Source organism: Cobetia sp. SIMBA_158, assembly GCF_046566945.1.
GTDB lineage: Bacteria > Pseudomonadota > Gammaproteobacteria > Pseudomonadales > Halomonadaceae > Cobetia > Cobetia amphilecti.
This window is the reverse complement of record NZ_JAWJYL010000004.1, coordinates 78,016-104,600: the sequence shown is the minus strand read 5'-3', so window position 1 is coordinate 104,600 and position 26,585 is coordinate 78,016. Positions and strand designations below refer to the sequence as shown.

At 58.4% G+C, this 26,585-nt stretch carries 19 protein-coding genes and 5 tRNA genes; 13 read left to right on the top strand and 11 right to left on the bottom strand.

Annotated elements, in window-relative coordinates; genetic code table 11:
- Nucleotides 1-289: 289 nt before the first annotated feature.
- The 6 genes from R2R70_RS08205 to uvrY form a co-directional block, all read right to left on the bottom strand.
- Nucleotides 290-374, bottom strand: a tRNA-Leu gene (locus R2R70_RS08205).
- Nucleotides 375-703: 329 nt separating this feature from the next.
- Nucleotides 704-777 (bottom strand) — tRNA-Cys (locus R2R70_RS08200).
- A 112-nt stretch (nt 778-889) separates the two neighbouring features.
- Nucleotides 890-964: transfer RNA gene (locus R2R70_RS08195), tRNA-Gly, on the bottom strand.
- 156 nt (nt 965-1,120) lie between these two features.
- Nucleotides 1,121-1,669 carry a CDP-diacylglycerol--glycerol-3-phosphate 3-phosphatidyltransferase gene (gene pgsA / locus R2R70_RS08190; RefSeq protein WP_410977779.1) on the bottom strand — a complete coding sequence of 183 codons (549 nt, stop codon included), beginning with the start codon at nt 1,667-1,669 and terminating at the stop codon, nt 1,121-1,123.
- A gap of 249 nt (nt 1,670-1,918) precedes the next feature.
- On the bottom strand, nt 1,919-3,952 hold the full coding sequence (gene uvrC, locus R2R70_RS08185) for an excinuclease ABC subunit UvrC (RefSeq protein WP_267895296.1): 2,034 nt from the start codon (nt 3,950-3,952) through the stop codon (nt 1,919-1,921).
- A gap of 270 nt (nt 3,953-4,222) precedes the next feature.
- Nucleotides 4,223-4,885, bottom strand: a complete 663-nt coding sequence (uvrY, locus tag R2R70_RS08180; protein ID WP_043331360.1) for a UvrY/SirA/GacA family response regulator transcription factor — start codon at nt 4,883-4,885, stop codon at nt 4,223-4,225.
- A gap of 300 nt (nt 4,886-5,185) precedes the next feature.
- On the opposite strand from uvrY, the gene R2R70_RS08175 reads away from it, so the two are divergent.
- The 3 genes from R2R70_RS08175 (at nt 5,186) to R2R70_RS08165 (ending at nt 6,546) form a co-directional block, all read left to right on the top strand.
- Nucleotides 5,186-5,261: transfer RNA gene (locus R2R70_RS08175), tRNA-Ala, on the top strand.
- A 74-nt stretch (nt 5,262-5,335) separates the two neighbouring features.
- Nucleotides 5,336-5,411 (top strand) — tRNA-Ala (locus tag R2R70_RS08170).
- A gap of 262 nt (nt 5,412-5,673) precedes the next feature.
- Nucleotides 5,674-6,546, top strand: a complete 873-nt coding sequence (locus R2R70_RS08165; RefSeq protein WP_410977778.1) for an AraC family transcriptional regulator N-terminal domain-containing protein — start codon at nt 5,674-5,676, stop codon at nt 6,544-6,546.
- A gap of 87 nt (nt 6,547-6,633) precedes the next feature.
- On the opposite strand, the gene R2R70_RS08160 is transcribed toward R2R70_RS08165, so the two are convergent.
- The gene (locus R2R70_RS08160) at nt 6,634-7,713 is read right to left on the bottom strand and encodes an ABC transporter ATP-binding protein (RefSeq protein WP_054555527.1); all 1,080 of its coding nucleotides are present in this window, start codon (nt 7,711-7,713) and stop codon (nt 6,634-6,636) included.
- Between the two features lie 146 nt (nt 7,714-7,859).
- Entirely contained in the window at nt 7,860-8,777 is a 918-nt protein-coding gene (argF, locus tag R2R70_RS08155) for an ornithine carbamoyltransferase (RefSeq protein WP_410977777.1), read from the bottom strand.
- A 316-nt stretch (nt 8,778-9,093) separates the two neighbouring features.
- Between argF and grxD the strand changes: the two genes are divergently transcribed.
- Nucleotides 9,094-9,426, top strand: a complete 333-nt coding sequence (gene grxD, locus R2R70_RS08150) for a Grx4 family monothiol glutaredoxin (protein WP_043331357.1) — start codon at nt 9,094-9,096, stop codon at nt 9,424-9,426.
- A 168-nt stretch (nt 9,427-9,594) separates the two neighbouring features.
- Here the strand turns inward: grxD and rnt are convergent, their stop codons facing one another.
- Nucleotides 9,595-10,290, bottom strand: a complete 696-nt coding sequence (gene rnt / locus R2R70_RS08145) for a ribonuclease T (protein WP_410977776.1) — start codon at nt 10,288-10,290, stop codon at nt 9,595-9,597.
- Nucleotides 10,291-10,557: 267 nt separating this feature from the next.
- Here rnt and R2R70_RS08140 point away from each other — a divergent pair, with 267 nt between their 5' ends.
- From R2R70_RS08140 to R2R70_RS08120, 5 genes are all read left to right on the top strand, one after another.
- Nucleotides 10,558-11,823 carry an argininosuccinate synthase gene (locus R2R70_RS08140; protein WP_225348161.1) on the top strand — a complete coding sequence of 422 codons (1,266 nt, stop codon included), beginning with the start codon at nt 10,558-10,560 and terminating at the stop codon, nt 11,821-11,823.
- Nucleotides 11,824-12,151: 328 nt separating this feature from the next.
- Nucleotides 12,152-12,439: an HlyU family transcriptional regulator gene (locus R2R70_RS08135; protein WP_306424366.1), complete on the top strand. Its 288-nt coding sequence runs from the start codon at nt 12,152-12,154 to the stop codon at nt 12,437-12,439.
- 52 nt (nt 12,440-12,491) lie between these two features.
- Nucleotides 12,492-13,196: a glutathione S-transferase gene (locus tag R2R70_RS08130; protein WP_410977775.1), complete on the top strand. Its 705-nt coding sequence runs from the start codon at nt 12,492-12,494 to the stop codon at nt 13,194-13,196.
- 480 nt (nt 13,197-13,676) lie between these two features.
- Complete coding sequence (locus R2R70_RS08125; RefSeq protein ID WP_410977774.1) at nt 13,677-14,912, top strand: GGDEF domain-containing protein; 1,236 nt, start codon at nt 13,677-13,679, stop codon at nt 14,910-14,912.
- A gap of 315 nt (nt 14,913-15,227) precedes the next feature.
- A complete protein-coding gene (locus R2R70_RS08120; RefSeq protein WP_410977773.1) occupies nt 15,228-17,165 on the top strand; it encodes a dihydroxyacetone kinase subunit DhaK in 1,938 nt (645 codons plus the stop codon).
- Nucleotides 17,166-17,318: 153 nt separating this feature from the next.
- On the opposite strand, the gene R2R70_RS08115 is transcribed toward R2R70_RS08120, so the two are convergent.
- Together R2R70_RS08115 and R2R70_RS08110 are read right to left on the bottom strand one after the other, a co-directional pair.
- A complete protein-coding gene (locus tag R2R70_RS08115) occupies nt 17,319-18,203 on the bottom strand; it encodes a DMT family transporter (RefSeq protein ID WP_410977772.1) in 885 nt (294 codons plus the stop codon).
- Nucleotides 18,204-18,324: 121 nt separating this feature from the next.
- Nucleotides 18,325-19,176 (bottom strand): IclR family transcriptional regulator, encoded by an 852-nt coding sequence (locus tag R2R70_RS08110; protein WP_084589193.1) that lies wholly within the window; start codon nt 19,174-19,176, stop codon nt 18,325-18,327.
- A 253-nt stretch (nt 19,177-19,429) separates the two neighbouring features.
- On the opposite strand from R2R70_RS08110, the gene xsc reads away from it, so the two are divergent.
- The 4 genes from xsc to R2R70_RS08090 all read left to right on the top strand — a co-directional run bounded on the left by xsc (nt 19,430) and on the right by R2R70_RS08090 (nt 26,582).
- A complete protein-coding gene (xsc, locus tag R2R70_RS08105; RefSeq protein ID WP_249330494.1) occupies nt 19,430-21,250 on the top strand; it encodes a sulfoacetaldehyde acetyltransferase in 1,821 nt (606 codons plus the stop codon).
- A 164-nt stretch (nt 21,251-21,414) separates the two neighbouring features.
- The gene (pta, locus tag R2R70_RS08100) at nt 21,415-22,434 is read left to right on the top strand and encodes a phosphate acetyltransferase (RefSeq protein ID WP_410977771.1); all 1,020 of its coding nucleotides are present in this window, start codon (nt 21,415-21,417) and stop codon (nt 22,432-22,434) included.
- A 225-nt stretch (nt 22,435-22,659) separates the two neighbouring features.
- Nucleotides 22,660-24,798 (top strand): ATP-dependent nuclease, encoded by a 2,139-nt coding sequence (locus R2R70_RS08095; RefSeq protein WP_410977770.1) that lies wholly within the window; start codon nt 22,660-22,662, stop codon nt 24,796-24,798.
- A complete protein-coding gene (locus tag R2R70_RS08090) occupies nt 24,798-26,582 on the top strand; it encodes a UvrD-helicase domain-containing protein (protein WP_410977769.1) in 1,785 nt (594 codons plus the stop codon). Before R2R70_RS08095 ends, R2R70_RS08090 begins: the two co-directional genes overlap by 1 nt.
- Nucleotides 26,583-26,585 lie beyond the last annotated feature (3 nt).

Here is a 26,585-nt window from a genome sequence, read left to right as displayed (position 1 = left end):
GAAGTTGGTGGGAGTGATCAGGCAAAGTAGGCTGAGGATCTAGAAATGTAGGCTAAGGATCTAGAAATGGTCCCCAGCCGGACAAGACGATAGATGAGGAGGGTTGCGAGAAAGAAGGGTGGCGAGAAAGAAAGGTGGCAGGTGAGCATGGGAATATCAGGGAGAAAGGGTTTTCGGGAGGAAAGTCCGCGCACAGAAAAGTCCGTATGAAAGTAATGCAGAGCATGAAAAAGCGCCGCCCCTCGTGAGAGAAGCGACGCTTTGGAATTCAATACGATCTTGCATCATCTGGTACGGCCAGCCGGACTCGAACCGGCACGCCCGAAGGCAGGAGATTTTAAGTCTCCGGTGTCTACCGATTCCACCATGGCCGCGCAGACTGGCCGATAATCTACCATATTTCAGATCAAGGTCAACTTTAATGCACGTGAAATGATGTCGAGTGCATGATTCAACTGATTGTTATGCAATAGCTTTATGGCGATATCGAGATGACTGAGTCGCCAGGGGAGAAAGGCAGTGGCTGTGCAGAGATGAGATGTAAAGCAGCACTTTAAAACGATAAGCTTGCAGACGACAAGATAGGGGGAGAAACGCAATGGAAGATTGAGGATAGAGCAATAAGGGAAAAATCTGACGACCCGAAGGGGGTGGGTGTCATATCCATTCCAGAAGGAAACAGGGGATGTTTCGGTATCTGAAATGGAGGCTGGAGTCGGAATCGAACCGGCGTACACGGAGTTGCAGTCCGCTGCATGACCACTCTGCCATCCAGCCTCAATGATCGAGATGTCAGTCGCAACTGATGTCTGATCCGAGGAGTATCCACTGATGCTGCTGCAGATACATGAGTCAGTAAATCAGGTGAATGTTGCGCTACCTGCGTTACTGGAGCGGGAAACGAGATTCGAACTCGCGACCCCAACCTTGGCAAGGTTGTGCTCTACCACTGAGCTATTCCCGCTGAACTCGAGGTCGAATTATACGGATAATTCCCATGCTGTCAAACAGTTAATGAAAAATTGTCTCGTGAGTCAGGTCACTGGAAACGAAAACGCCCACAGGCCATAGGGGCGGTGGGCGTTGAGGCATTCGCAGCATCTCGTGGCTGAACGGGGTGTCAGACCGAGCGCACCAGTTCCGGCCAGGCGGCACGCAGGTAGCTGATCATCGACCACAGCGTCAGAACTGCCGAGATATACAGCAGGGCCAGCCCGGCATCCCCCCCGACACTGCCCGGAGCGAAGAACAGCAGCATGAACAGGGCCAGCATCTGGGCGGCCGTCTTCAGTTTGCCGACCCAGGACACCGCGACGCTGCCGCGCTTGCCGATCTCGGCCATCCACTCACGCAGCGCCGAGATGACGATCTCGCGACCGATGATGACCAGGCTCGGGATGGTCATCCACAGGCTGTCGTAGCGTTCGATCAGCAGGCCCAGTGCCACCGCGACCATCAGCTTGTCGGCGACGGGGTCAAGGAAGGCGCCGAAGGGCGTGGTCTGATTCCACAGGCGGGCCAGATAGCCATCGAACCAGTCGGTGATGGCGGCCAGTGCGAAGAGCAGCGCCGTCAGCGGCAGGCTCCATGCATAAGGCAGATAGAAACATACCACCAGCAGCGGAATGAACAGGATGCGGATCAGAGTCAGGATATTGGGGATGCTCATCGTGACGGCACGAGTCCTTGCATGAAGCGTAGGTGGCTGGGCGCAATCGAGGGCGAGTCGAGACCCTGAAGAAAGCCGATCGATTGGCGCCGCACAAGTCGTCTATTCTAGCCTGCCGGCGGCGCATTCAGCCATGCCAAACGGCAGGTTATTCAAGCCAACGCTCTGTCACTCTTCCTTGAGCGTTGAGTCGATGGTGCCAGAGGCAGCCATGTCGTGCACGGGGGCAGCCATGCAGCGTCTGGTGGATCAGCCATGCAGCGCCTGGTGGATCAGCTCGGCGAGTGATTCGCTGATGCCGGGCACGCGCGCCAGTTCCGGCTTGGAGGCCTGTTTCACCCCCTGCAGGCCGCCGAAGAACTTGAGCAGCTCTCGGCGCCGCTTGGGGCCGACTCCCGCGATGCCCTCCAGGCTTGAGGTGCGCCGCGCCTTGTCACGCTTGGCGCGGTGACCGGCGATGGCGAAGCGGTGCGATTCATCGCGCACATGCTGGATCAAGTGCAGCGCCGGCGAGTGACTGTCGAGGTCCAGGGTGTCATGCACCGTCTCGATGAACAGCGTCTCGAGCCCTGCCTTGCGCGTGGTGCCCTTGGCCACCCCGAGCAGGATGATATCGGTCACGCCGAGTGACTCGAACACCCCGCGCGCCATGTTGAGCTGCCCCTTTCCGCCATCGACCAGCAGGATGTCCGGGCGCTTGCCTTCGCCTTCCTGCAGGCGCTTGAAGCGCCGCGTCAGTGCCTGTTGCATGGCGGCGTAGTCATCGCCGGCTGTCACGCCTTCGATATTGAAGCGGCGGTAATCCGACTTGATCGGCCCGTCATGATCGAAGACCACGCAGCTGGCCACGGTCGCCTCGCCATGACTGTGGGAAATGTCGAAGCATTCCAGGCGCTTGGGCACCTCATCGAGGCCCAGCGCATCGCGCAGTGACAGGAAGCGATTGGACAGTTGCTGGCGGCTGGCCAGCTGGGTGGCCAGATGTTGCTCGGCGTTGGTCTGCGCCAGTGTCAGCCACTGGGCGCGATGGCCGCGCACCTGATGCGCGACCCGTACCCGACGTTCGGCCTTCTCGCTCAAGGCGCCTTCCAGCAGGTTGGCGTCATCGAGGGCCAGCGAGGTCAATACCTCATCGGGCATCTCCCTGTCCTGACCGAGATAGTACTGGCTGACGAAGCTGGTCAGCAGTTCGCTGCTGGTCAGGTCCAGGCCATTGCCGGGCGAGAAGTGGCGTGCGCCGAGCATGCGACCCTGACGGACCGAGACCACGCTGATGCAGAGCCCGCCGGGGCGCTCGGCCAGCGCCAGGATGTCGGCGTTGCCGGTGCCGGTGTCGACGTATTGCTTCTCCTGCATGCGGCGCAGCTGGGCGACCTGATCACGCAGACGAGCCGCCTCCTCGAATTCCAGCCGCATGGCCGCGTCTTCCATCGCCTGGCTGAGCTCGTCGGTGACCTTGTCGCTCTGGCCGTTCAGGCACATCACCGCATGTTCCATGTCGCGGCGATAATCCTGCTTGCTGATGTAGTCGACACACGGCGCGGTGCAGCGGTTGATCTGATATTGCAGGCACGGGCGCTCGCGGTGGGCGAACACCGAATCCTCGCAATTGCGCAGGCGGAAGATCTTCTGCATCAGGGTCAGTGATTCGCGCACCGCGACGCTGCTCGGGTAGGGGCCGAAGTAGCGTCCATCGTTGCGCTTATGGCGCACGCGCTTGAACTCCAGCGCCGGATAGTCGTGATGCTGGCTGATGAAGACGTAAGGGTAGGATTTGTCGTCGCGCAGCAGGATGTTGTAGGGCGGGCGCAGCTCCTTGATCAGGGTCTGCTCCAGCAGCAGGGCCTCGGTCTCGCTGCGCGTGATGGTGACCTGCACATCGGCGATGCGCCCGACCAGTGCCTGGGTCTTGGCATTCAGGCCGGTATTGCGAAAATAGCTGGAGAGGCGCGCCTTGAGGCGCTTGGCCTTGCCCACGTACAGCACGTCACCGGCGCTATCCAGCATGCGATAGATGCCGGGCGCGTCGCTGACATGCTTGAGGAAATGGCGGGCATCGAAGCCGGTCGCCTCGCTGCCCTGCAGCAAGTCACCGCTTGCGTCACTGGTGATCAGACGGCTGGAGACACGCGCGGCGTCGCTGCGTGCGCGGCTGTCAGCCTGCGCGCTCGCTGAGGACGCAGGTTGGGCATCAGGCTGGCTGGCGGTGCCTGCCGGCTCCTCATTCTCGGGCGACTGAGAAGTGGTGTCCGTCATCGTGGGATCAGTGTGCTGCTTGGCCATGAGGTTCCTCGTCCAGAGATGCCTCGAGTCTATCAAACAAGGGCGATTGCTCGCAGGCATGGGGGCGACGGCGCCATGCTGCAATGCCTGCTGTCATGACCGGCGCCTGTCAGGGCGTGCCATTCAAGAACGTCTCAGACAGAAACGCCTCATACAACAACGCCACCCGGGGAAGGTGGCGTTGTTGCATGAGGCGTTATCGGCGCTGCTCGGGAGTGTCACGAGCAGCGCGGGCCTGCAGTGTGTGACGGGCTAGCAAGGTGTGCTTGTTCAGGCCTCGTCAGGACGGTCCAGCACGTAGTCATCCAGCAACTGGTGACGCATGGCCAGATGCGTCATCTCCACGTCGCTGGTCACGCCAAGCTTGTCGAAGATGCGGTAACGGTAGGTGTTGACCGTCTTCGGGCTCAGGTGCAGACGGTCCGAGATCTCGCTGACGCGATGGCAATTGACGATCATGGTCGCCACCTGCAGTTCTCGGCTCGACAGCTGATCGAAGGGATTGCTGCGCTGGGTGTCCATGCCCGAGAACACCAGGCGCTGGGCGATTTCCGGGGATAGATAGCGTTCGCCAGCGGCCACCTGATGGATGGCGCGAATCATCTCGTCAAAGGGCGTGCCCTTGGAGATGAAGCCGAAGGCTCCCGCTTCCAGCAGGCGTTTGGCGAAGGACTCTTCCAGATAGGCGGTCAGCACGATGACTCTGACGTCGGGCAGGCTGCGCACGATCTTCTGTGTGGCTTCCAGGCCATCGACGCCGGGCATGCGAATGTCCATGAGCACGATATCCGGGCTGTGCTCACGGCAGAGTTTGATCGCGGTTTCGCCATCCGAGGCTTCTGCAATCACCTTGAGCCCATCCTCTAGCTCAATGGTACGGACGATGCTGGTACGCACCAGGTGGTGGTCGTCAGCGACAAGAACCTTGATCAAGGCGGCTCCAGTAAAGATGTCAATAAGCAGTGAAGTGAATGCGGGATCCAATGTACCCATTGGACAAGGGCTTGTCGATGCCCTGTTATCCAGTGCGTCGCGTTCAGGATAACCACTACTGATATAGTGCTAGCGTGATTCCTGCTCCTTGCCGTCGGCCGTGAGTCCGTGAGCGAGCCTCTTAGGGAAACCGTGCCTCGCGATGCGATCCGCAGACTTCGCGCACTCCACAAAGCGCAGCAAAAATAAGAGGTTGACGACGTATTCGTCGCTCTGTAACATGCGCTCCATCGTGAAGACGGGGCCTTAGCTCAGCTGGGAGAGCGCAACACTGGCAGTGTTGAGGTCAGCGGTTCGATCCCGCTAGGCTCCACCATGATTCACGACAAGCCTGTCCAGATTTCATGTGCCTCTTGCCTGCAAGTGACATGCGAAATGACAGTCTGATTCGGGGCCTTAGCTCAGCTGGGAGAGCGCAACACTGGCAGTGTTGAGGTCAGCGGTTCGATCCCGCTAGGCTCCACCAGAATTCTTGAAAAAGCGGTCATCCTTCGGGGTGGCCGCTTTTTTTGTGCCCGGCTTTCAGCTCGTTCCTGTCAGCATGCCCCTGTCTGCAGCTCGACCCTGTCTGCTTCACATATATAGCCGCCAGTGCCCGGGTCTGCCAATACTGAGGGAGATGGGCGAGAAATCTCATCCTGGCTCGTGATCGGCTGAAATTGCCGTCAATCGTTGCCTGATCGTCTCAAGTTGTTGATGAAAGGCAGGCCTGGCGCTAGATTGGCGACATGAGCAGACAAGAGATTACACGACTCGTGGCGAGCCTCGCCCACGAGGAAGGCATTCGAGAGACCGCAGTGAAGGGTGTACAGCTCTTTCGCATGACGGAGCCCGTGCGTTGCGCACCGGCCGTCTATGAACCCGCCGTGGTGGTGATCGTCAGCGGTGCCAAGGAGGCGATACTGGACGGCGAGCGGCATGTCTACGACAGCCGCCAGTATCTGTGCTGTCCCATCTCGATGCCGGTCGAGGCGGGCGCCCCCACGGCCTCGCCAGAGACACCGCTGCTGGGCGTCTACCTCTCGCTGGATACGCGGGTGATGACGGAGCTTGCCATCGAGATGGAAAGCGCTGCGGGTCTCGTGCGCAAGCCGGGCAGTGGCCCGCTGCCGCCGGGGCTTGCCCTGGCGCATTGGGATGCCGCCTTCAGCGATGCCTTGTTGCGACTGCTGCAGGTGGCGCAGACCCCCGCCGATGCGGCGATATTGGGAGAAGGGCGGCTGCGGGAGCTTTATTACGCCGTCCTGAAGGGCGAGGCGGGGGAGTCGGCGCGACGTGCCTTCGGTGTGGGCAATGAGATCGCGCGGACAATCGATTACCTCTCCAGCCGACTGGATGAGCCGGTCAGCATTGAAGACATGGCCGGGCGGGTCGGCATGAGTCGCGCCGTCTTCCACCGCAAGTTCAAGCAGGCGACCACGATGTCGCCGATCCAGTTCGTGAAGTCCATGCGCCTCAATACCGCCGCCATGCAGATCGCCAATGGCAAGACTGTCAGCGAGGCGGCCATGGCCGTGGGCTATGTCAGCTCCTCGCAATTCAGTCGCGAATTCAAGCGTCTGTACGGGCAGTCGCCCAAGCAATGGAGTCAGTTCAAATAGCGACACGCCACCAGTGGGGCAAGAAAAAACGGCCATCCGAAAGGAGGCCGTTTTTTCATGGCTGGCGATCATCCTGCGCGTGGGGCACTAGAGCACTGCTTCACTCTCTTCGACACGCTCGAAGAGGATCAGGTGGTCGGCCTGGATACGCAGCATGACCTGCTCGCCGGGCTGATAGTCGTGATGGCTGTTGAAGGCCGCCTCGACTTCCCGCCCGGAAGGCAGCGCCAGCCTATAGAGGGTGCTGGTGCCGGCGAAGGTCGCGCTGAGCACGCGCGCCTTGAGGTCGGTGGCTTCCGAGTCCCCTTCGGCCAGCACCAGGTCATCCGGGCGCAGCAGCACATCCACCGGCGTGCCGGGTGCATACGGATAGGCACGATTGCCGCGAATCACGCCCAGCTCCGTGCTCACGCATTCGTTGTCCTTCAGCGTGCCGGGGATGAAATAGCCCTGGCCGATGAAGTTGGCGACGAAGCGCGTGGCGGGTTCGTGATACAGATTGAACGGCGTGTCCCACTGCTGCAGATGACCGCCGTGGATCACGCCGATCTGGTCGGCCATCGCGAAGGCCTCATTCTGATCATGCGTGACCAGCACCGCGCTGATGCCGAGGTGCTTGAGAATCCGCCGCACCTCCTGACTCAGCTGACGGCGCAGCTCCACGTCCAGATTCGAGAACGGCTCATCGAGCAGCAGAATGCGCGGCTCCGGTGCCAGCGCGCGGGCCAGGGCCACGCGCTGCTGCTGGCCACCGGACAGCTCATGCGGGAAACGCTCACCGAGATGGGCGAGGCCGACCAGCGTCAGCAGCTCCGTCACCTTGTCATTGCGCGCTTCACGCGTCATGCGGCGTACGCCGAAGGCCACGTTGTCCGCCACGCTCAGGTGGGGGAACAGCGCGTAATCCTGAAAGACCATGCCGACATGGCGCTGCTCCGGCGCGGTCAGATGAGTCGCGCTGGACAGCACCTCGCCTTCGAGACGAATCTCGCCCATCGCTACCGGTTCGAAGCCGGCAATCGCGCGCAGCAGCGTGGTCTTGCCGCAGCCGGAGGGGCCGAGCAGGCAGGCAATGTCACCCTTGTTGAGGGAGAAATTGATGTCGCGAGTCACGACGGTGGTGTCGTAGCGACATTCCAGCGAATCGATCTGAAGGAGCGGTTGCATGATGGCAGGTCAGTCCGGATGGCGATGAAGGCAGCGGAGCAGGGGAGTGTCCGTCTCGCTTGAGCATACGCGAGCGCCGCCTGCGTGGATGCAGGCGGCGGCAGGGCACCCCTTCGGCTTGCTGGGCGGCGGCTAAGCCTTGAGGCTCAGTCGTGGCGACCCAGCATCAGGAACTCGAGCAGTGCCTTCTGGGCGTGCAGGCGATTGCCCGCTTCCTGCCAGACGACGGCGCGCGGGTCATCCAGCAGACCCATGCTGATCTCTTCGCCGCGGTGTGCCGGCAGGCAGTGCAGGAAGATGACATCGTCGGCGGCCTTGTCGAGCATGGCTTCATCGACCTGGAAACCGGCGAAGTCGGCTTCACGCTTGAGCTGCTCTTCTTCCTGGCCCATGGAGGCCCAGACATCGGTGGTCACCAGGTCCGCGCCCTGCACGGCTTGCTGCGGGTCACGATGGATGCTGACGCGCTGGCCAGCCGCCGCGACGATCTCGCTGTCCGGCTCGTAGCCTTCCGGGCAGCAGATGCGCAGATTGAAATCGAATTGACGCGCGGCGTTGATCCAGGAGTGGCACATGTTGTTGCCATCGCCGATCCAGACCGCTGTCTTGCCCTTCACGGAGCCACGGCATTCGGTCCAGGTCATCACGTCGGCCAGCAGCTGGCACGGATGATAGTCGTCGGTCAGCGCATTGATGACCGGCACGCTGGAGGCGTCGGCGAAGGCTTCGATGTCGGAGTGGGCGAAGGTGCGGATCATCACGCCATCGACCATCTCGGACAGTACGCGTGCGGTGTCGCCGATCGGCTCGCCACGGCCCAGCTGGGTGTCGCGCGGCGACAGGAACAGCGCATGGCCACCGAATTGCGCCATGGCCGTCTCGAAGGACACGCGGGTACGCGTGGAGGACTTCTCGAAGATCATCGCCAGGGTGCGGTTGGCGAACGGCGTATAGACCGGACCTTCCTTCTTCAGCCCATCCTTGATGGTGATGGCGCGCTGGATGAGGTAGTCGAGTTCTTCCGGAGAAAGGTCAAGCAGGGTCAGAAAGTGCCGGGTGGCCATCGAGCGGGCTCCTGTCAGGGTCTCGGGCAGCACCATCGAAAAGGGCGCCATGCGTCGGAGGGAAGGAAGTCGCCGACGATCACGGCGCCCGGATGGCGCTGCCTGTCAAAAGAGCCATCCTAGCCAGCTCGGCTCGAGCGTGCAACGCTCGCGCCGTTATCAGGGCGGCCATGACGCGCGCTGCAGGGCAGATGCGCGCTGCTGCAGACAGCAATCCACAACTCGGGCACTATCGGGGGCTGAATTCATGGCTTACCCCCAGTAGAATGAGGGAATGACACTCACGGGCCTTGCGCCCACCGTCCGAGGATTGCACATGAGCACTACCATCGAATCGATCGAAAAACAGATTGGCGAGAACCCGATCCTCCTGTACATGAAGGGCACCCCGCAGCTGCCGCAGTGTGGTTTCTCTGCGCAGACCGTGCAGGCCGTCATGTCCTGCGGCGAGCGTTTCGCCTTCGTCAACATTCTCGACAACCCGGACATCCGCGCCGAGCTGCCGAAATACGCCAACTGGCCGACCTTCCCGCAGCTGTGGGTCAACGGCGAGCTGGTCGGCGGTTGCGACATCGTGGTCGAGATGTATCAGAGCGGCGAACTGGAGCCGCTGATCAAGCAGGCCGCTCAGGAAGCGTCTGCCGAGTGATCGGCACCTTCTGATCGGCGTCTTCTGATAGGAGTCGCTCTGATCGGGCTCGCCTTGACCCAAGCAGTGCCGAGCAGAAAAAACGCCCCCGCAGCCTGGCTGCGGGGGCGTTTTCATGTCTGGCTCTCGGAGAGTCTGTCAGCCGGAGGGGGGCAATAGCTCTGCCAGTCAGGGCGCGGGCGCGTCGAGCGAGGCCGGCACCTCATCATTCATGCCCTGTTCCTTCATCGCCAGGTCCCAGCCGCCCAGGTCCTTGAAGCGGTTGACCATCGCGCAGAACAGCTCCGCGGTGCGTTCGGTGTCATAACGCGCCGAGTGGGCGGAGGCGTTGTCGAACTCGATGCCGGCGGCGCGGCAGGCGCGCGCCAGTACCGTCTGGCCATAGACCAGACCCGCAAGCGAAGCGGTATCGAAGCACGAGAACGGGTGGAACGGATTGCGCTTGATACCGCAACGCTCGACCGCCGCGTTCAGGAAGCCCTGATCGAAGGCCGCATTGTGGCCGACCAGCACCGCACGCGTGCAGCCGTGCGCCTTGATGGCCTTGCGCACCGGGCTGAAGATCTCGCCCAGCGCCTGATTCTCGGCCACCGCGACCTGCTTGCGCACCGGGTTGTCGATATCGATACCGGTGAAATCCAGTGCCGACTGTTCGATGTTGGCGCCCTCGAAGGGGGCCACGTGGAAGGCATAGGTCGCATCCGGCACCATGTTGCCATCGTCGTCCATGGTCAGCGTGACGGCAGCGATCTCGAGCAGTGCATCACCGGCGGCATTGAAACCACCCGTCTCGAGGTCGACCACCACTGGCAGAAAGCCACGGAAGCGCTGTGCCATCTGCGTGCGCTCGCTCGCCTGGGTCATCAAGATCTCCAATCCCGTCATAGCATCTCGTGCTGCGTCGTGCGTATTGCCGACGCTCAAGGTGGCCAATTGTAGCAGGGCGAAAAGGGCGCGTCGCGGCGCTGGCCGCGTGCCGGGGTGTCTCTGGCCCTCCTGGCAGTATCGGTGAGGTGCCAGCCTCGCTATAATCGGCGTCACATCGTGATTCGGGTAGATGAGCGGCTGCGCTTGCGCGGCCTTCGCTCGTCTGGACCGGGCGATCCAACCCCACCTGCGGCCACGGCGTTCATCAGTGGTACGCGGGAACTACAAGCATCAACTCAGGAGTCAAGCATGTCCGACGTGCAAAAGGTCGTTCTCGCCTACTCCGGCGGCCTGGACACTTCAGTCATCGTCAAGTGGCTGCAGGAAACCTACAACTGTGAAGTCGTGACTTTCACAGCTGACCTCGGTCAGGGCGAGGAAGTCGAGCCGGCGCGTGCCAAGGCAGAAGCCCTCGGCGTGAAGGAGATCTACATCGAAGACCTGCGCGAGACCTTCGTCCGCGACTACGTCTTCCCGATGTTCCGTGCCAACGCCATCTATGAAGGCGAGTACCTGCTGGGCACCTCCATCGCACGTCCGCTGATCGCGCGTCGTCTGGTCGAGATCGCCAACGAGACCGGCGCCGACGCCATCTCTCACGGCGCGACCGGCAAGGGCAACGACCAGGTGCGTTTCGAGCTGGGCGCCTACGCGCTGAAGCCGGGCATCCAGGTCATCGCGCCGTGGCGTGAGTGGGACCTGAACTCCCGCGAGAAGTTGATGGAATACTGCGAGCAGCACGGTATCGAAGTCGACTACGCCAAGAACAAGAAGAAGTCTCCGTACTCCATGGACGCGAACCTTCTGCACATCTCCTATGAAGGTGGCGTGCTGGAAGACCCGTGGACCGAGTGCGAAGAAGAGATGTGGCGCTGGAGCGTCAGCCCGGAGCAGGCGCCGAATGACGCGACCTACATCGATCTGACCTACACCAAGGGCGACATCACTGCCATCGACGGCAAGGAAATGGCCGCTCACGAAGTGCTCGAGTACCTGAACAAGGTCGGTGGCGCCAACGGCATCGGCCGTCTCGACATCGTCGAGAACCGTTACGTCGGCATGAAGTCGCGTGGCTGCTACGAAACACCGGGCGGCACCATCATGATGCGTGCTCACCGTGCCATCGAATCCATCACTCTGGACCGCGAAGCGGCCCATCTGAAGGACGAGATGATGCCCAAGTACGCCGAGCTGGTGTACAACGGCTACTGGTGGAGCCCGGAGCGTCGCATGCTGCAGGCGGCCATCGATGAGTCCCAGAAGGTCGTCAACGGCGTCGTGCGTCTCAAGCTCTACAAGGGTAACGTGATCGTCGTCGGCCGTCAGTCCGAAGACTCGCTGTTCGATGCGTCCATCGCGACCTTCGAAGACGATGCTGGCGCCTACGACCAGAAAGATGCTGCCGGCTTCATCAAGCTGAACTCCCTGCGCCTGCGTATCGCGGCCAGCAAGGGACGTGGCATCGAGTAATCTCTGATCCGATAGCCTGATCTCGGAACACCATGACGCCGGCCCCTGCTGCAGCCATTCGCTGCCATAGGGGTCGGCGTCGTGCTATCCGGCTGTCGTATCGCGCTTTAGGCGCCCAGAGTCAGGCGCGCTGTCGGCTACCAGGGTCAGGCGCGCTTTCGTCTGATGAGGTGCTGCTCATCCAAGGCACGCATGGCGCTCAGGGGCGTTGCTGGGTGCTTTTCTCCCCCGTGGGTGCATGCGATGCTGACAGAAGCCCCTTTTCATTGTCATTTCTGCACGTAGATAGTCGGCGTCTGTCATGGCGGCCGGCCAAGGAAGATGTCTCATGCTGGGTATGCTGAAGAAACTGTTTGCCGCAGGCGAGCCTGCGCCGGTCAAGGAACCGGAAGCCACCGAATACAAGGGCTATCTGATCGTGGCGATGCCGCAGAAGCACGATGGTCAATACCGGGTGTCGGGCGTGATCCGCAAGCCGGTGGAAGGCGGCGAGATGCTGGAGCACCGCTTTGAGCGCTCCGACACCGTGCCGGGCGAAGAGGGCGCCGTGGAGCTGACCCTGCTCAAGGCGAAGCGCACCATCGATGACCTGGGTGACAGCATCTTCGAACGCTGATCGCCCCGGAGCTGACCGCTGCGCACTCGCCCCCACCTTCAGGAGCACGCCCATGATCACGGTTCACCATCTGGAAAACTCGCGCTCGCAGCGCATCCTGTGGCTGCTGGAAGAGTTGAATCTTGAATACCGCCTGCAGACCTATGCCCGCGACAGCAACAGCATGCGCGCGCCCAAGGCGCTGAAGGAGATTCACCCGCTGGGCAAGGCGCCGATCATCACCGACACCACGCTGGCGGGGGAGAATGCCGAGCCGGTGGTGGTCGCCGAGTCCGGCGCGATCATCGAATACCTGATCGATCTGTACGCCGGCCAGGGCAGCGGCAGCACTGGCCATCTGCGCCCGCCCGCCGGCAGCCAGGCCGAGCGTGACTACCGCTTCTGGCTGCACTTCGCCGAAGGCTCGGCGATGCTGCCGCTGATGCTCAGACTGGTGTTCTCGCGCCTCGACAAGCCGCCGGTGCCGTGGCTGGTGCGCCCGATCGCGCGCAAGCTGGCCAAGGGGGTGAACGACAGCTTCATCAGCCCGGAGATCAAGGCGCATCTCGCCTACATGGATACCTGTCTCGAGCATCGCCAGTGGCTTGCCGGGGACTCGCTGACCGGTGCCGATATCCAGATGAGCTTCCCGATCCAGGCGCTCGATGCGCGCCAGGGGCTCAAGAATCACCCGAATATCCAGGAATGGCTGGCCCGCATCCGTCAGCGCGAAGCCTTTCAGCGTGCCGTGGTCAAGGGCGGCGAGCTGGCGCTCTGACGCGCTGATGCTTTTGCGCCCTGATGACCTGATGCCCGGGCGCGCTGCGCAAACATCATATGGCTTGCGCATTTTTGCGCTATTGATGTGATTGAGACTTTCGTCGGGATTCTTTCGGCATTCGGGCTGTCACATCTGGACGTTATATCGATAGGTTCTGTTTTAGGTATCTAAGCTACAGCTAGTGCTTATTGATTGCAGTCGGGTGACAACCGCCCAGTCACCAGGCTGGGCAGCGAAGCGCCAAGGACGCCAGGCACGACAGGCGGAAAAACACCGCAAGCCAGAGCGTCAAGACAGAACGTCAAGACTGAACGTCAAGACTGAACGTCAAGACTGAACGTCAAGACAGAGCGGCATGGCATAACAACAAGACAGAACAGAAGACCGTGAGCGATGCATCGGCAAGCGAGTGGGGAGTCCACCGTGGTGTCGATGGATAAACAGGATGCAGGACAAGGAGTCGACCGGGGGCCTGGCATGGCACGCAAGAGTCTGCGTGAACAATCACTGGAACAAGCACTCCAGCAGATGGAACGCGACAAGGCTCGCCTTGAACGCCGACTAGCGGGGCTGGAAGAGAAACTGTCGACGACGCTCGACGGTACCGGCCTGCGCCTCTGGCAGCTCGAAGTGCCCAGCGGCAAGCTCACCATCTTCAACTATCGCTGGGGGCGCATGCTGGGCTATCAGCCCGGCGAGCTGAACGCCCATTTCGATGTCTGGCGTGAGCACCTGCACCCGGAAGACCGCGACGAAGTGCTCGCCAACCTCAATGATCACCTTGAGGGGCGCACCGAGGTCTATCAGGTCGTGCATCGCATGCTGGCCCGCGACGGCAGCATCACCTGGGTCGCCGACCGCGGGCGGGTGGTCGAACGCGATGAGCACGGCAATGCCCTGCGGCTGCTGGGCACGCATACCGACATCAGTCATGAGAAGGACTACGAATCGCGCCTCAATGCGCTGGCCAGCACCGATGCGCTGACGGGGCTTGCCAATCGTCAGGCCATCAACAGCTGGCATCAGCGACCGCTGGCCGACGATAGTGCCTTGATCTTCATCGACCTCGACGGCTTCAAGCAGGTCAATGACCAGTTCGGCCATCGTGCCGGCGACGAAGTGCTGGTGCTGGTCGCGCATGGCCTGAACGATGAGCTGCATCGACTGGGCATCCACCATCATCTCTCGGCGCGTTTCGGCGGCGACGAATTCCTCTTTCAGCTGCCCCGCATGTCACTGCCGCGTGTCGAACATATCGCCCGTCGCTGGCTGGAGCGCTTCGCGCATCCCCTCGAGATCAGCGGTGGCCTCGGCCGCATCGGTCTGAGCATCGGCATCTGCTTCGGGCGCGATGCCGACAATCGCTTCGGGCTGGCGCTGGAACGGGCCGATCAGGCGATGTACCGGGTCAAGCACCACGGCAAGCACGGCTTCAGGGTGCACGCGCCGGTGGAGTACTCTTCCTGCGAATACCAGGCCTCGAATCTGGAAGCCTCGGCCAGTCGCCTGCCTTCCTGGCTGCACCCACAGCCCGCGCCGACATCAAAGCCCGCGCCAGCCTCCCAGTCGCCGCCGAGGCAGCAGGCAGCTTCTGCCGGTACCGAGCCTGCCAGTGCTGAGTCTGCCGGTACCGAGCCTGCCGATACCGAGCGTGGCGATAGCGTGTCTGCTGATTCCGAGTCTGCCGATGCCAGGGCCAAGGAGGAAAAGTGACTCGCATGACAAGCAAGCCCGCTTCCTCCTGGCTCCCGACATTCCAAGCCCCCCGCACGCGCAGGCGTCGGGGGGCTTTTGTCTTTCAGGCCACTCGACTGATGGGCGTGGCACAACGCTGCAGCGCGAATGCCATCATTTTCTGATATGACTATTGCATCCGGCAAAGTCGCGAACGACGCTGGGGAGGAACGGCAAGGCAGGATGAGTCGAGGCCCCCGAGCGTCAGGGAAGCGTCGTGGCACAAGACAGGCATGAACGGCGGCTTCAAGTGCCGCCTTTATCAGCAGGGCGAGTGTCCTCAAGGAGAGAAGGATGAGTAGCAGCGAGTCTGGCCGACAGTTCATCAATCAGCCACGCCAGGTCGTCGGCGAGGCGCTGGAAGGCTGCGCACGACTGCGCCACCCGGATGGCAGTGGCGTGCGGCTGTCAGACCCCGCCAGTGGCATGCGCCTGGTGGTACGCGATGACTGGGCGCGTGATCAGGTCGCGCTGATTTCCGGTGGTGGCTCGGGGCACGAACCCGCGCACGCAGGTTTCGTCGGCGCGGGTATGCTGACGGCCGCCGTGTGTGGTGAGCTGTTCGCCTCTCCGACGGTGGATGCCGTGCTGGCGGCGATCCGCGAAGTGACCGGTGAGGCCGGGGCCTTGCTGATCGTCAAGAACTACACCGGCGATCGCCTCAACTTCGGGCTGGCGGCCGAGCGGGCGCGCCAGGAAGGCTTCAAGGTCGAGATGGTCATCGTCGCCGATGATGTGGCGCTGCCCGACAACCCGCAGCCGCGCGGGCTGGCCGGCACGCTGCTGGTGCACAAGGTCACCGGTGCGCTGGCGGCACGTGGGGCGGGCCTCAAGGAAATCACCGCCATCGCGCGTCGCGTCGCCGACAGCTGCTCGACCCTGGGCGTGGCCTTCAATGTCGGCCGCCATCCCGGCAAGCCGCGTGAGCAGCGCGCACCGGAACTGGGGCTGGGCATTCACGGCGAGCCCGGCGCCATGGCGCTGGAGCTTGGCAGCGACTCGGACACCCACGGCGTGCATGCGGTCATGGACACCGTGGTCACGGCGCTGGTGCAGGGCCATTCGCGCAAGGATGTCGGCGGCGACCTGCCGGCCAGCGGCCATCTGCTGTTGATCAATGATCTGGGCGGTTGCTCGGCGCTGGAACGCAGCCTGCTGCTGGAAGAAGCGCTGACCCATCCGTCGCTGCAGGCGCTGGGCATCCATGCCGTGGTCGGCCCGCAACCGCTGATGACCTCGCTGGACATGCACGGTTTCTCGCTGACGCTGCTGCCGCTGGATAGCCTGCTGGAAGAGGCGCTCAGCGCCAGCTGCGCGCCGGTCGCCTGGCCGGGCGTGCAGCCGGTGACGCCACTGACGCACTTCACGCCGAGTCAGGACGCCGTCAGAACGGCCAGTGATGAGGCCTCGGATGCGAGACGTGCTCAGGCCAAGGCTGACTGCCAGGAGCGTGCCGCCCGTGGCGTGAAATCGCGTGCCGGCCTGCCGGGCGATCCGCAGGTCGAGCAACGCCTGCGCGCGGCGCTGGAAATCCTGCTCGCCAGTGAGGCGGACCTTGACCGTCTCGATGCCATCAGCGGTGACGGCGATACCGGCAGCACCTTCGCCAGCGGTGCGCGCGCGGTGATCGAGGCGCTGGAAGACTGCGAGCTGGCGTGTGGCGATTCCGGTGAGCTGATGTCTACCATCGGCAAGCAGCTGGCCCACGGCATGGGCGGCTCCAGTGGTGTGCTGCTCTCGACGCTGTTCACCGCCGCCGCCACCCGCTGGAAGGAGCAGTCGGACGCGCATGGCCAGGCACCGCTGGGCCAGCGCTGGCACGACGCCCTGAGTCACGGTGTCGCCCGCATGCAGCACTACGGTGGCGCCTCACGCGGCGACCGCAGCCTGCTGGATGCGCTGTTGCCGGCACTGGAGGCGTTGCAGGAATCGGTGCAGTCTGAAAAGCAGGCATCGGTGCAGCCTGATCAGCAGGGTGAGAAGCAGCCTGATCAGAAAACCTCGGCAGCCCAGAGCCAGCAGGAGATACGCGCCGGGCGGGTCGACTGGGCCGCGATGGCGCGCGCCGCCCGTCAGGGCGCGGATGCCACCGCCGAGATGGCCAAGGCGCGGGCCGGACGCTCCGCCTACGTGCCTTCCGCCCATCTGGTCGGCAACAGCGACCCGGGCGCGGAAGCCGTGGCGCGTGTCTTCGAAGCGCTGGCCGATGCCGCCGAGGAAGCGGCGGGTTGATGTGATTGACCGGCTGAGCTGGTTGACCCGAATGACTCGTGTCTGAGCTTTCCAGCCCCAAAAAGCTCTAAAACCAAAGCCCCATAAAGCAAAAGGCCCGCCCCATGAACCTCGTGTTCAGGGGCGGGCCTTTTTGCATCATGCGGCAAGCGGTCAGGCGACTTTCTGATGTGTCGGCAGGCGAATCAGACGGGTGGCGATGGCGGTGCCCAGCAGGGTGATGCCCATGCCGGTGAGGATGCGCGCATCGATCACCTCATCGAGCAGCATGTTGCCCCACAGCAGCGCGCTGACCGGTACCAGGAAGGTCACCGAGGTGGTCGCGGTGGCGCCGGCACTGGCCAGCAGGCGGAAGAAGATCAGGAAGGCGAGGCTGGTGCTGAGCACCGCCAGCGCGATGGCGCTGCCCCAGGCTTCCAGGCTGACGCTGGTCGTCGGCCACATCCACAGGCCCGGAATCAGCAACAGCAGGGACGACATCAGCGAGCTGCCCGCGGCCAGTACCGGCGCCGGCAGGTGATTCAGGCGCTGGCGCGAGAAGTTGGAGGCGAAGCCGTAGCAGAAGGTCGCGCCGAGGGCGGCGAGAATGAACCAGCCGTCACCGCCGAGCTGGAAGTCGAGGCGATCACTCGACAGCACATAAACACCGCTGAAGGCTATGGCCAGGCCGAGATACTGCTGCTTCTGGATCGGCGTGGCGAACAGCGCCATGCCCAGCAAGGCGGTGAACAGCGGCGTGGTGGCATTGATCAGCGAGGTGAAACCGGCCTCCAGCTGGGTGGTGGCCAGCGCCAGCAGGCAGAAGGGCAGCGCCTGACTGGTCAGCCCCAGCACCGCAAGCGGGCCCTTGTGCTCCCATAGCATCCTGAGGCGTCCCGCGCCCAGCAGCAGCGGGGCGAGTACCAGCGCACCGATGCCCATGCGCAGCAGTATCAGCGTGGTCGGGCCGAATTCCGGCGCGGCCACGCGCATGAAGATGAAAGACATGCCCCACAGGGTGGATAGCAGGACAAGACGCAAGGCATCGCTGGCGGACATGGTGTTCTCGACGTGGCGTGTGAAAGGCAGTCCGCTAGGCTAGCCCCTCATGCGCGTCACGGGAAGCACGACCTTGTGCCTGTCGCTCTTCTTTCCCAGTCCCAGCCCCGGCCCGCTGGCCTCAGGCGGAGGGTATCGCACCGCGCTGGATGGCGGCGATATCGCGCGCGGCGCGCTCGAGTGCCGGCAGATGCTTGAGCATGTCCTCGCGCGACTGGCGCATCACCGGTGCCTGGATCGCCACGCCGATGTTGGAAGGCCCATCGGGATTGGGCGCCAGCACCGCGATGCACACCAGGCCGGGCAGGAATTCCTCATCATCCAGCGCGAAGCCCTGCTGGCGGACCTGCTCGATCTCGGCCTCGACGGACTCGATGTCAGTCAGGGTATTGCGCGTCATCGCGTTCAGCGGCGTGCCTGTCAGCAGGCGGCGGCGCTGGGCGGGCGGCATCTGGGCCAGAAACAGCTTGCCGCTGGCGGAGCAATGCACCGGCACCCGTGAACCGGGGTGCAGATAGAAGCGCAGCGGGGCCTGGGTCTCGACGCGGTCCAGATACAGCACCTCGCTGCCGGACAGCGCCGTGATGTTGCAGCTCTCGCCGACCTCTTCCATCAGCCGGTTGAGCACGCCGTGGCGTGCGCCCTGCACGGTGTCGTTGAGCAGCAGGTTCTCCGCCAGACGGCGCAGGCGACTGCCCTTGCTGTAATGACGGTTGTCCGCCTCGCGCTGCAGCATGCCGCTGCCTTCCAGCTGCTGCAGCATGCGGTGCAGCGTCGGCTTGGGTAGGCCGGTCTCTTCCACCAGTCCCTGCAGGGTGAAGAACTGGTCCTTGGCGGCGATCACTTCCAGCAGCGCCAGCAGACGCTGGGCGGGCGTATCGCCTTCTATCTTGCTGCCTTCCTTGCCGGTGTCCCTGTCGGCGTCCTTGCGGTCACGCGGCAGGCTTGCCTGGGGCTGGGTGGCACTGTTCATGGGCTATTCCCTCCTTCAATCCGTGCGCTGGGCAGTGTGGCGCCGAAACGCTCGGCCCGTCAGTGCCTTGCGTTGCTGTGCCTACTTTAACAGTACTCCATTCATCGAAAGAAGTTTCTAAAAAAGGAGTGTTTTTGATCATTTTTCGAAATCGGGCTTGACGGACCGCGCGGCGAGGGCTAATTTTGGTCACATGTTTCGGTAATCGGAACTAAATGTATCAATAAACATAAAATTTAGAGTTGGAGACGCCATGAGCACTCAAGACAGCGCAGACAATCGCAAGGTCGTGCAGGGCAAGCAGAAGATGACCCCTTCCGAGGCCTTCGTGGAAACCATGGTCGCCAATGGCGTCACCGACATGTTCGGCATCATGGGCTCCGCCTTCATGGATGCGATGGACATCTTCGCCCCGGCCGGCATTCGCCTCATTCCGGTGGTGCATGAGCAGGGCGCTGCCCACATGGCCGACGGCTATGCTCGCGTCTCCGGCCGTCACGGCATGGTCATCGGCCAGAACGGCCCGGGCATCTCCAACTGCGTCACCGGCATCGCGGCCGCTTACTGGGCGCACAGCCCGGTGGTCATCGTCACGCCGGAAGCCGGCACCACCGGCATCGGCCTGGGCGGCTTCCAGGAATGCAAGCAGCTGCCGATGTTCCAGGAATTCACCAAGTACCAGGGTCACGTGACCCACCCGTCGCGCATGGCGGAATACACCGGTCGCTGCTTCGACCGCGCCATGTCCGAGATGGGCCCGACCCAGCTCAACATTCCGCGTGACTACTTCTACGGCGAGATCGAATGCGAGATTCCGCTGCCGGCACGTGTCGACCGCGGCCCGGGTGGCAGCAAGAGCCTGGATGAGGCAGCCGAGCTGCTGGCCAGCGCCAGGTTCCCGGTCATCGTTTCCGGTGGCGGTGTGGTGATGGCCGATGGCGTCGAGGAGTGCAAGGCACTGGCAGAGCGTCTCGGCGCGCCGGTGGTCAACAGCTACCAGCACAACGATTCCTTCCCGGCCAGCCACCCGCTGTGGTGTGGTCCGCTCGGTTATCAGGGCTCCAAGGCGGGCATGAAGCTGATCTCCCAGGCCGATGTCGTCATCGCGCTGGGCACGCGCCTCGGGCCGTTCGGTACCCTGCCGCAGCACGGCATGGACTACTGGCCGAAGGACGCGAAGATCATCCAGATCGACGCCGACCACAAGATGCTGGGCCTGGTGAAGAAGATCTCCGTCGGCATCTGCGGCGATGCGCGTGAAGCGGCCATCGCCCTGACCGAGCGCCTGTCCGGTCGCAATCTGGAATGCGATGCCTCCAAGGATTCGCGTCTGACCCAGATTCGTGAAGAGAAGGCCGCCTGGGAAGCCGAGCTGGATGCCTGGACCCACGAGAAGGACGCCTTCAGCCTCGACGCCATCGAAGAAGCCAAGGACGAGAAGCCGTTCTCCGGCGGCGAATACCTGCACCCGCGTCAGGTACTGCGCGAGCTGGAAAAGGCCATGCCGGAAGATGTCATGGTGTCCACCGACATCGGCAACATCAATTCCGTGGCCCACAGCTACCTGCGCTTCGATCGTCCGCGCAGCTTCTTCGCCCCGATGAGCTTCGGCAACTGCGGCTACGCGCTGCCGACCATCATGGGTGCCAAGACTGCCGCGCCGGAACGTCCGGCCATCGCCTACGCCGGTGACGGCGCCTGGGGCATGAGTCTGATGGAAATCATGACCGCCGTGCGTCACGACATTCCGGTCACGGCCGTCGTCTTCCACAACCGTCAGTGGGGCGCCGAGAAGAAGAACCAGGTCGAGTTCTACAACCGTCGCTTCGTCGCCGGTGAGCTGGACAACGAAAGCTTCGCCGAGATCGCGCGCTCCATGGGGGCCGAAGGCATCACCGTCGACCGTCTGGAAGACGTGGGCCCGGCCCTCAAGAAGGCCATCGACATGCAGATGAACGAAGGCAAGACCTGCGTCATCGAGGTGATGTGTACTCGTGAACTGGGCGACCCGTTCCGCCGCGACGCCCTCAAGAAGCCGGTGCGTCTGCTCGAGAAGTATCAGGATTACGTGTAACGCCCATCGCTGATCGCGCTGTGCAGGTCATGGATGGCAGCGCGATGAAGCGGGTGTAGCGCGACGCGCAAGCAGGACTGGAACTCTCCCTTGCCCCGGCCATTTCAGATGTCCGGGGCTTTTTGGATGTGTCGGCTGCCTGCAAGGGCAGCGAGGAGACAGACATGAAGGCACTCAACAACATTCTGGCGCGGGCCAAGGCAGACCCGCGTCGTATCGTGCTCTGTGAAGGGCAGGACATGCGGGTGGTGCAGGCGGCGGTCAGCGCGGCGGAGCAGGGCCTGGCGCAGGTGATGGTGGTCGGTGACCCCATCGTCATCGCCGCCACCGCCAGAGAAGTCGGGCTTGAGGATCAGGCGCTGGCACGGCTCGAGCTGATCGACCCCGCCACCTCCGAGCACACCGCCAGGCTTGCCGAGGCGCTGCACGCGCATCGCGCGGCCAAGGGCATGACGGCGGAGCAGGCTGCCGAGAAGATTCGTGATCCGCTGACGTTCGCCAACATGCTGGTGCGCGAAGGGCTGGCGGATGGCTCGGTGGCCGGCGCCGTGCTCACCACTGCCGATGTGGTGCGCACCGCCATTCAACTGCTGGGGCTGGCGCCGGGCAGCAAGCTGGTCTCCAGCTTCTTTCTGATGATGCTGTGCAAGCCGTTCCACAATCTGAAGGGCGGCATGATCTTCTCGGACTGCGGGCTGGTGATCGACCCCGATGCCGAGGAGCTGTCGCAGATCGCGCTGGCCGCCGCCGACAGCGCCCAGGCTCTGCTCGGGGAAGACCCACGGGTGGCGATGCTGTCGTTCTCCACCAATGGCAGCGCGCATCACGCCTCGGTGGACAAGGTGGTGCAGGCCGCGCATCGGGTACGCGAGCAACGTCCGGATATTGCCATCGATGAAGACGTGCAGCTCGACGCCGCCATCGTGGCGGAAATCGCCGAGCGCAAGCTGCCCACCTCCCGCGTCAAAGGCACCTCCAACGTGCTGGTGTTCCCCAATCTGGAAGCCGGCAATATCGGCTACAAGCTCGCCGAACGCATCGGCGGCGCAGAAGCCATCGGCCCGCTGCTCCAGGGCCTCGCCAAACCCGCCAACGACCTCTCGCGCGGCTGCTCCACCGCCGACATCCTCAATGTCATTGCGGTGACTGTTGTTCAGGCACAACAGCGCATCTTGAAATGCTGATTTTGGTAATTCTTTTTTATGGTTTTTATATGAATTAATGTCTAGGCAGGCGCATGCCTGCCTTATAAAAGACAATTACCAGCACAGTTATGCCCTTTTATCTGGACAGATTAGTTATTTTTTATCTAATATTGAGTTGAAAATTTAGATACTGAAAATAATATGCATGCTAAATGTTAGCATGTTATTTTATATGCTGGCTAGTATTAGGTTAAGGGGACTGAATTGTATATATCTTCATTAAAAATAGTCAATTATCGGAATTTTAATAGTTCAAGCTTTACCTTTCATAAAGGGGTTAATACTATTATTGGCGAGAACGGCGGTGGTAAAACCAATTTATTTCGAGCTATTAGGTTGTTATTAGACGATAACCTTATTCGAGCAGCTCATAAACTCAATGACACAGACTTCTATCGTGGATTAGGAGATTGGAGAGGTCATTGGATTATTATCAGTGCGGAATTTAGTGAGTTGTCCAACGATGAGCCTATTCAGGCTCTATTTAATCATTCTGCCGCAGTTATAGACCAGGATGATTCTGACACTGCCGTATATAATCTGATCTTTAGGCCTAAAGCATCAATCAGAGATAAGTTAGCAAAAATCGATGATGGGGATTTTGAAGAACTAAAAAGAATACGTGAAAGTATAACGATAGAAGATTATGAGACAGAATATACAGGGAGAAGTTCGATTGACTTCACAAATCCACTTAATTACAAAATGCTTGTAGGAGACTTTAATAATTGTAAGTTCAAGGGAGTTGTTGAAAATTCGTTAGCTGGTGTTAAATTACCCCGCTACCTATCCCTTTCGAGAGATATATCTTTCACATACATACAAGCACTCAGGGATGTGGTTTCTGAATTCAGAAACAATAGGACTAATCCCTTGTTAGCACTTTTGAAGGTGAAAAGTGGTGATATTTCAGAAGTAACTATGCAACCTATAGTTGATAAGGTACTTGAGCTAAATGAATCAATTGAATCGCTGGATGAGGTGCAATCAGTAAGGTCTGACATACTTAGTACAATAAAAGATGCTGCAGGAGAAACTTATGCTCCTCGATCACTATCTGTTAAATCTGATTTACCTGAAGAAGCTGACAAGTTGTTTAAGTCGCTAAAGCTCTTTGTTGGTGAATCAGAAGACGACTACGAAGATAATATTAGTGAGTTAAGTCTTGGTGGAGCTAACTTAATCTTCCTAACACTTAAGTTGTTAGAGTTTAAGTATAAGAAAGAGGAAGATGCGATAGCCAAATTTTTAATTATTGAAGAACCTGAAGCACATATACATACACATATCCAGAAAACTCTTTTTGATCGAATTGGTTACCATAATACTCAAATTATATATTCTACACATTCTACACATCTATCTGAAGTCTCTAATATAAAAAATATTAACATTATAGCCAAAGGAAATAAGGGGTGTGAGGTATACCAACCTGCGAATGATCTCAGTGCTAGTGAAATACGTAACTTACAACGATATCTAGATGCTGTGCGCAGCAACTTGTTATTTGCAAAAAGCACAATTCTTATTGAAGGTGATGCAGAAGAGATTTTAATACCTATAATGTTTAAACAGGTCACTGGTTTATCATTGGATGAACTCGGGATAAGCTTGATAAATATTAGGAGTACTGGATTTAAAAATGTTGCTATACTGTTTAATGATTGTAGAATAAAAAAATATTGCAGTATTGTTACAGATTTAGATGCTGCTTTTATTGATACTACGTATAGTGGAAGCGATACGTCTTCGTTAAGAAAAAGAAAATCAAAATATGCAGGTTCTCAGTCTAAGGGGGCCAGCAGGCAAGAGGATTTAGATGGCTTTGTTTCTGGTAACAATTGGTTGTCAGTGTTTTATGCTGAACATACTTTTGAAGTTGATTTCATTAAATCTGGCAATGATAGGTATATTGATAAAATTATTGAAGATGTTTATACAAGTCAGGCAACCATTGACTCATCTAGGCAGGAGATATCTTCAGGCAATATTGAACTGTACGGGCAGAGAGTATTAACAATGGCAGAAAATTTAGGTAAAGGTTGGTTTGCAATTTTGCTTGGAAGCAAAATTGATTATAGAACAGTAATTCCAGCGTATATCTGGAAAGCTATTCTAGCTTCTCAGAAAAGCTTAACAATTGAGCAATACGCAAGCATTTATAATTACAGATTAAAAAAGCTTCATGCTGACCACATTGTTGAGGAAGATAAATATTGTGAAGCAATGAGTTATATAGAAAGCTACAAGTCTAGACGTATAACTTTAAAAAATCTTAAGGAGTTAATGAGGTTTTATTTAAAAGATGACCAAATAAATGAAATTCTCGAGGAGATTAATTGATGTTCACTTGGTCAGATGAAGATTTAAATGAAGCTCAATCAAGAGCAGTAAAAGATAATAGGAATATTTTCCTTGTTGCATGTCCAGGGAGTGGTAAAACAAAAACGTTAACATACAAAATTGCTTACGAGCTGTCATGCCCTTCGATAAATAACAGAAAAGTTGTTGCTATAACTTATACACATAGAGCCGCAGATGAAATTCGCGAACGTATTGAAGGGTTAGGCATTAATACAGTAAGGTTATGGATAGGTACAATTCATGCTTTTTGTTTGGAGTGGATTCTCAAGCCTTATTGTATTTATGATGAAAGAATAAGTAGCGGTTGCAATATTATCGATATGCATCAGCGTGAGGAGCTGCTAAAGCGTTTGTGCAATGAACTCAAAGCACCCAAAATAAATAATTTTGATTGTGATTATTACTATACAAGCAAAGAAATAATTCTAGCATGTAAGGATGAAAAGAAACATGACAATATCTCACTAGCTCTAGAAAGATATTTTGATTATTTAAGGTCTTGCAATTTGATTGATTTTGAGTTGCTGCTTAAGATATCACACGATCTTATTGCAAGTAACTCTAAAATACCTCGTCATCTTTCATCACTATTTGAAATAGTTTTGATAGATGAATTTCAAGATACAAAGGAAATTCAATATTCTATAATAGCGACAATATTGAGCTCTGCTAAAGATAAAACACGACTTTTTTTAGTGGGAGACCCTAATCAGGCGATATATGGTTCTTTGGGGGGGTACCCAATTACCATTGAAGAATTACGACATATTACGGATATGGAAATCGAACAATTTTCACTCGACTTTAATTATAGATCTTCTTCTAGGATTATTGATTATTATCAATGCTTTAAAGTTTTTGGCTCAAATATTATACCTAAAGGACATAACAAGGAATATCCTAGTGTAGTTCGATATAATAAGGAGATAGATAGTGATAATATCGTGGATGAAATAGCATCAAAAGTTGTTGCTAGTGTAGACGACCATAATATTTCACCGGATCAAATTTGTATCATTGCCCCACAGTGGTTTTATCTAGCATCAATAACACGAAAGCTAGCCTCTAAATTGCCAATGTATAAGTTTAATGGGCCTGGTTTGTCTCCAATTGCCAGAGATGTAGAAAACTTTTGGTACAAATTGTCAAGGATTGCCTTAACTAATCCTTCACCCCAAATGTATATGCGTAGAATGAGATGGGCTAAAGAAATCCTAGCGGAATTAAGCGAGTGTGGTGTATATTTAGGAGAAATAAACGAGAGAAAGTTTTTGCGTTGTTGTAATGCGCTAAATATAATGCAAACTAATGGACTGGAATATCTGCAAGATTTCTTTGATAAAGCGCTCAGTGCTTGCGATATCGATATAGCTGATTTTCAATACCTTCTTGACAAGAAAAAATATTTCTTAGAAAGCTCTTGGTTACGTATAGAGCGTTTGCAAAAAGAGGATATAGAGGGTGCAGATGGTATTGAATACTTTAAGAGCTTCTTTGATGCCAATAAAGGCATCAATGTCTCTACAATCCATGGTGTAAAAGGTGGAGAGTATGATGTGGTTATAGCCTTTGGTTTATTAGATGGAATGGTTCCTCATTTTACTGAAAAGGAAAAAGATTTAAGTTCAAAGAAGTTGCTATATGTTATAGGTTCACGCGCTCGCAAATATTTATATTTGTATTCTGAGGCTGGGCGTAAAAGAAAATTTGGATTTTACCCTCCAACAGAAGTTTTGAAGAAAATTAATTATGAATACAATTAATGA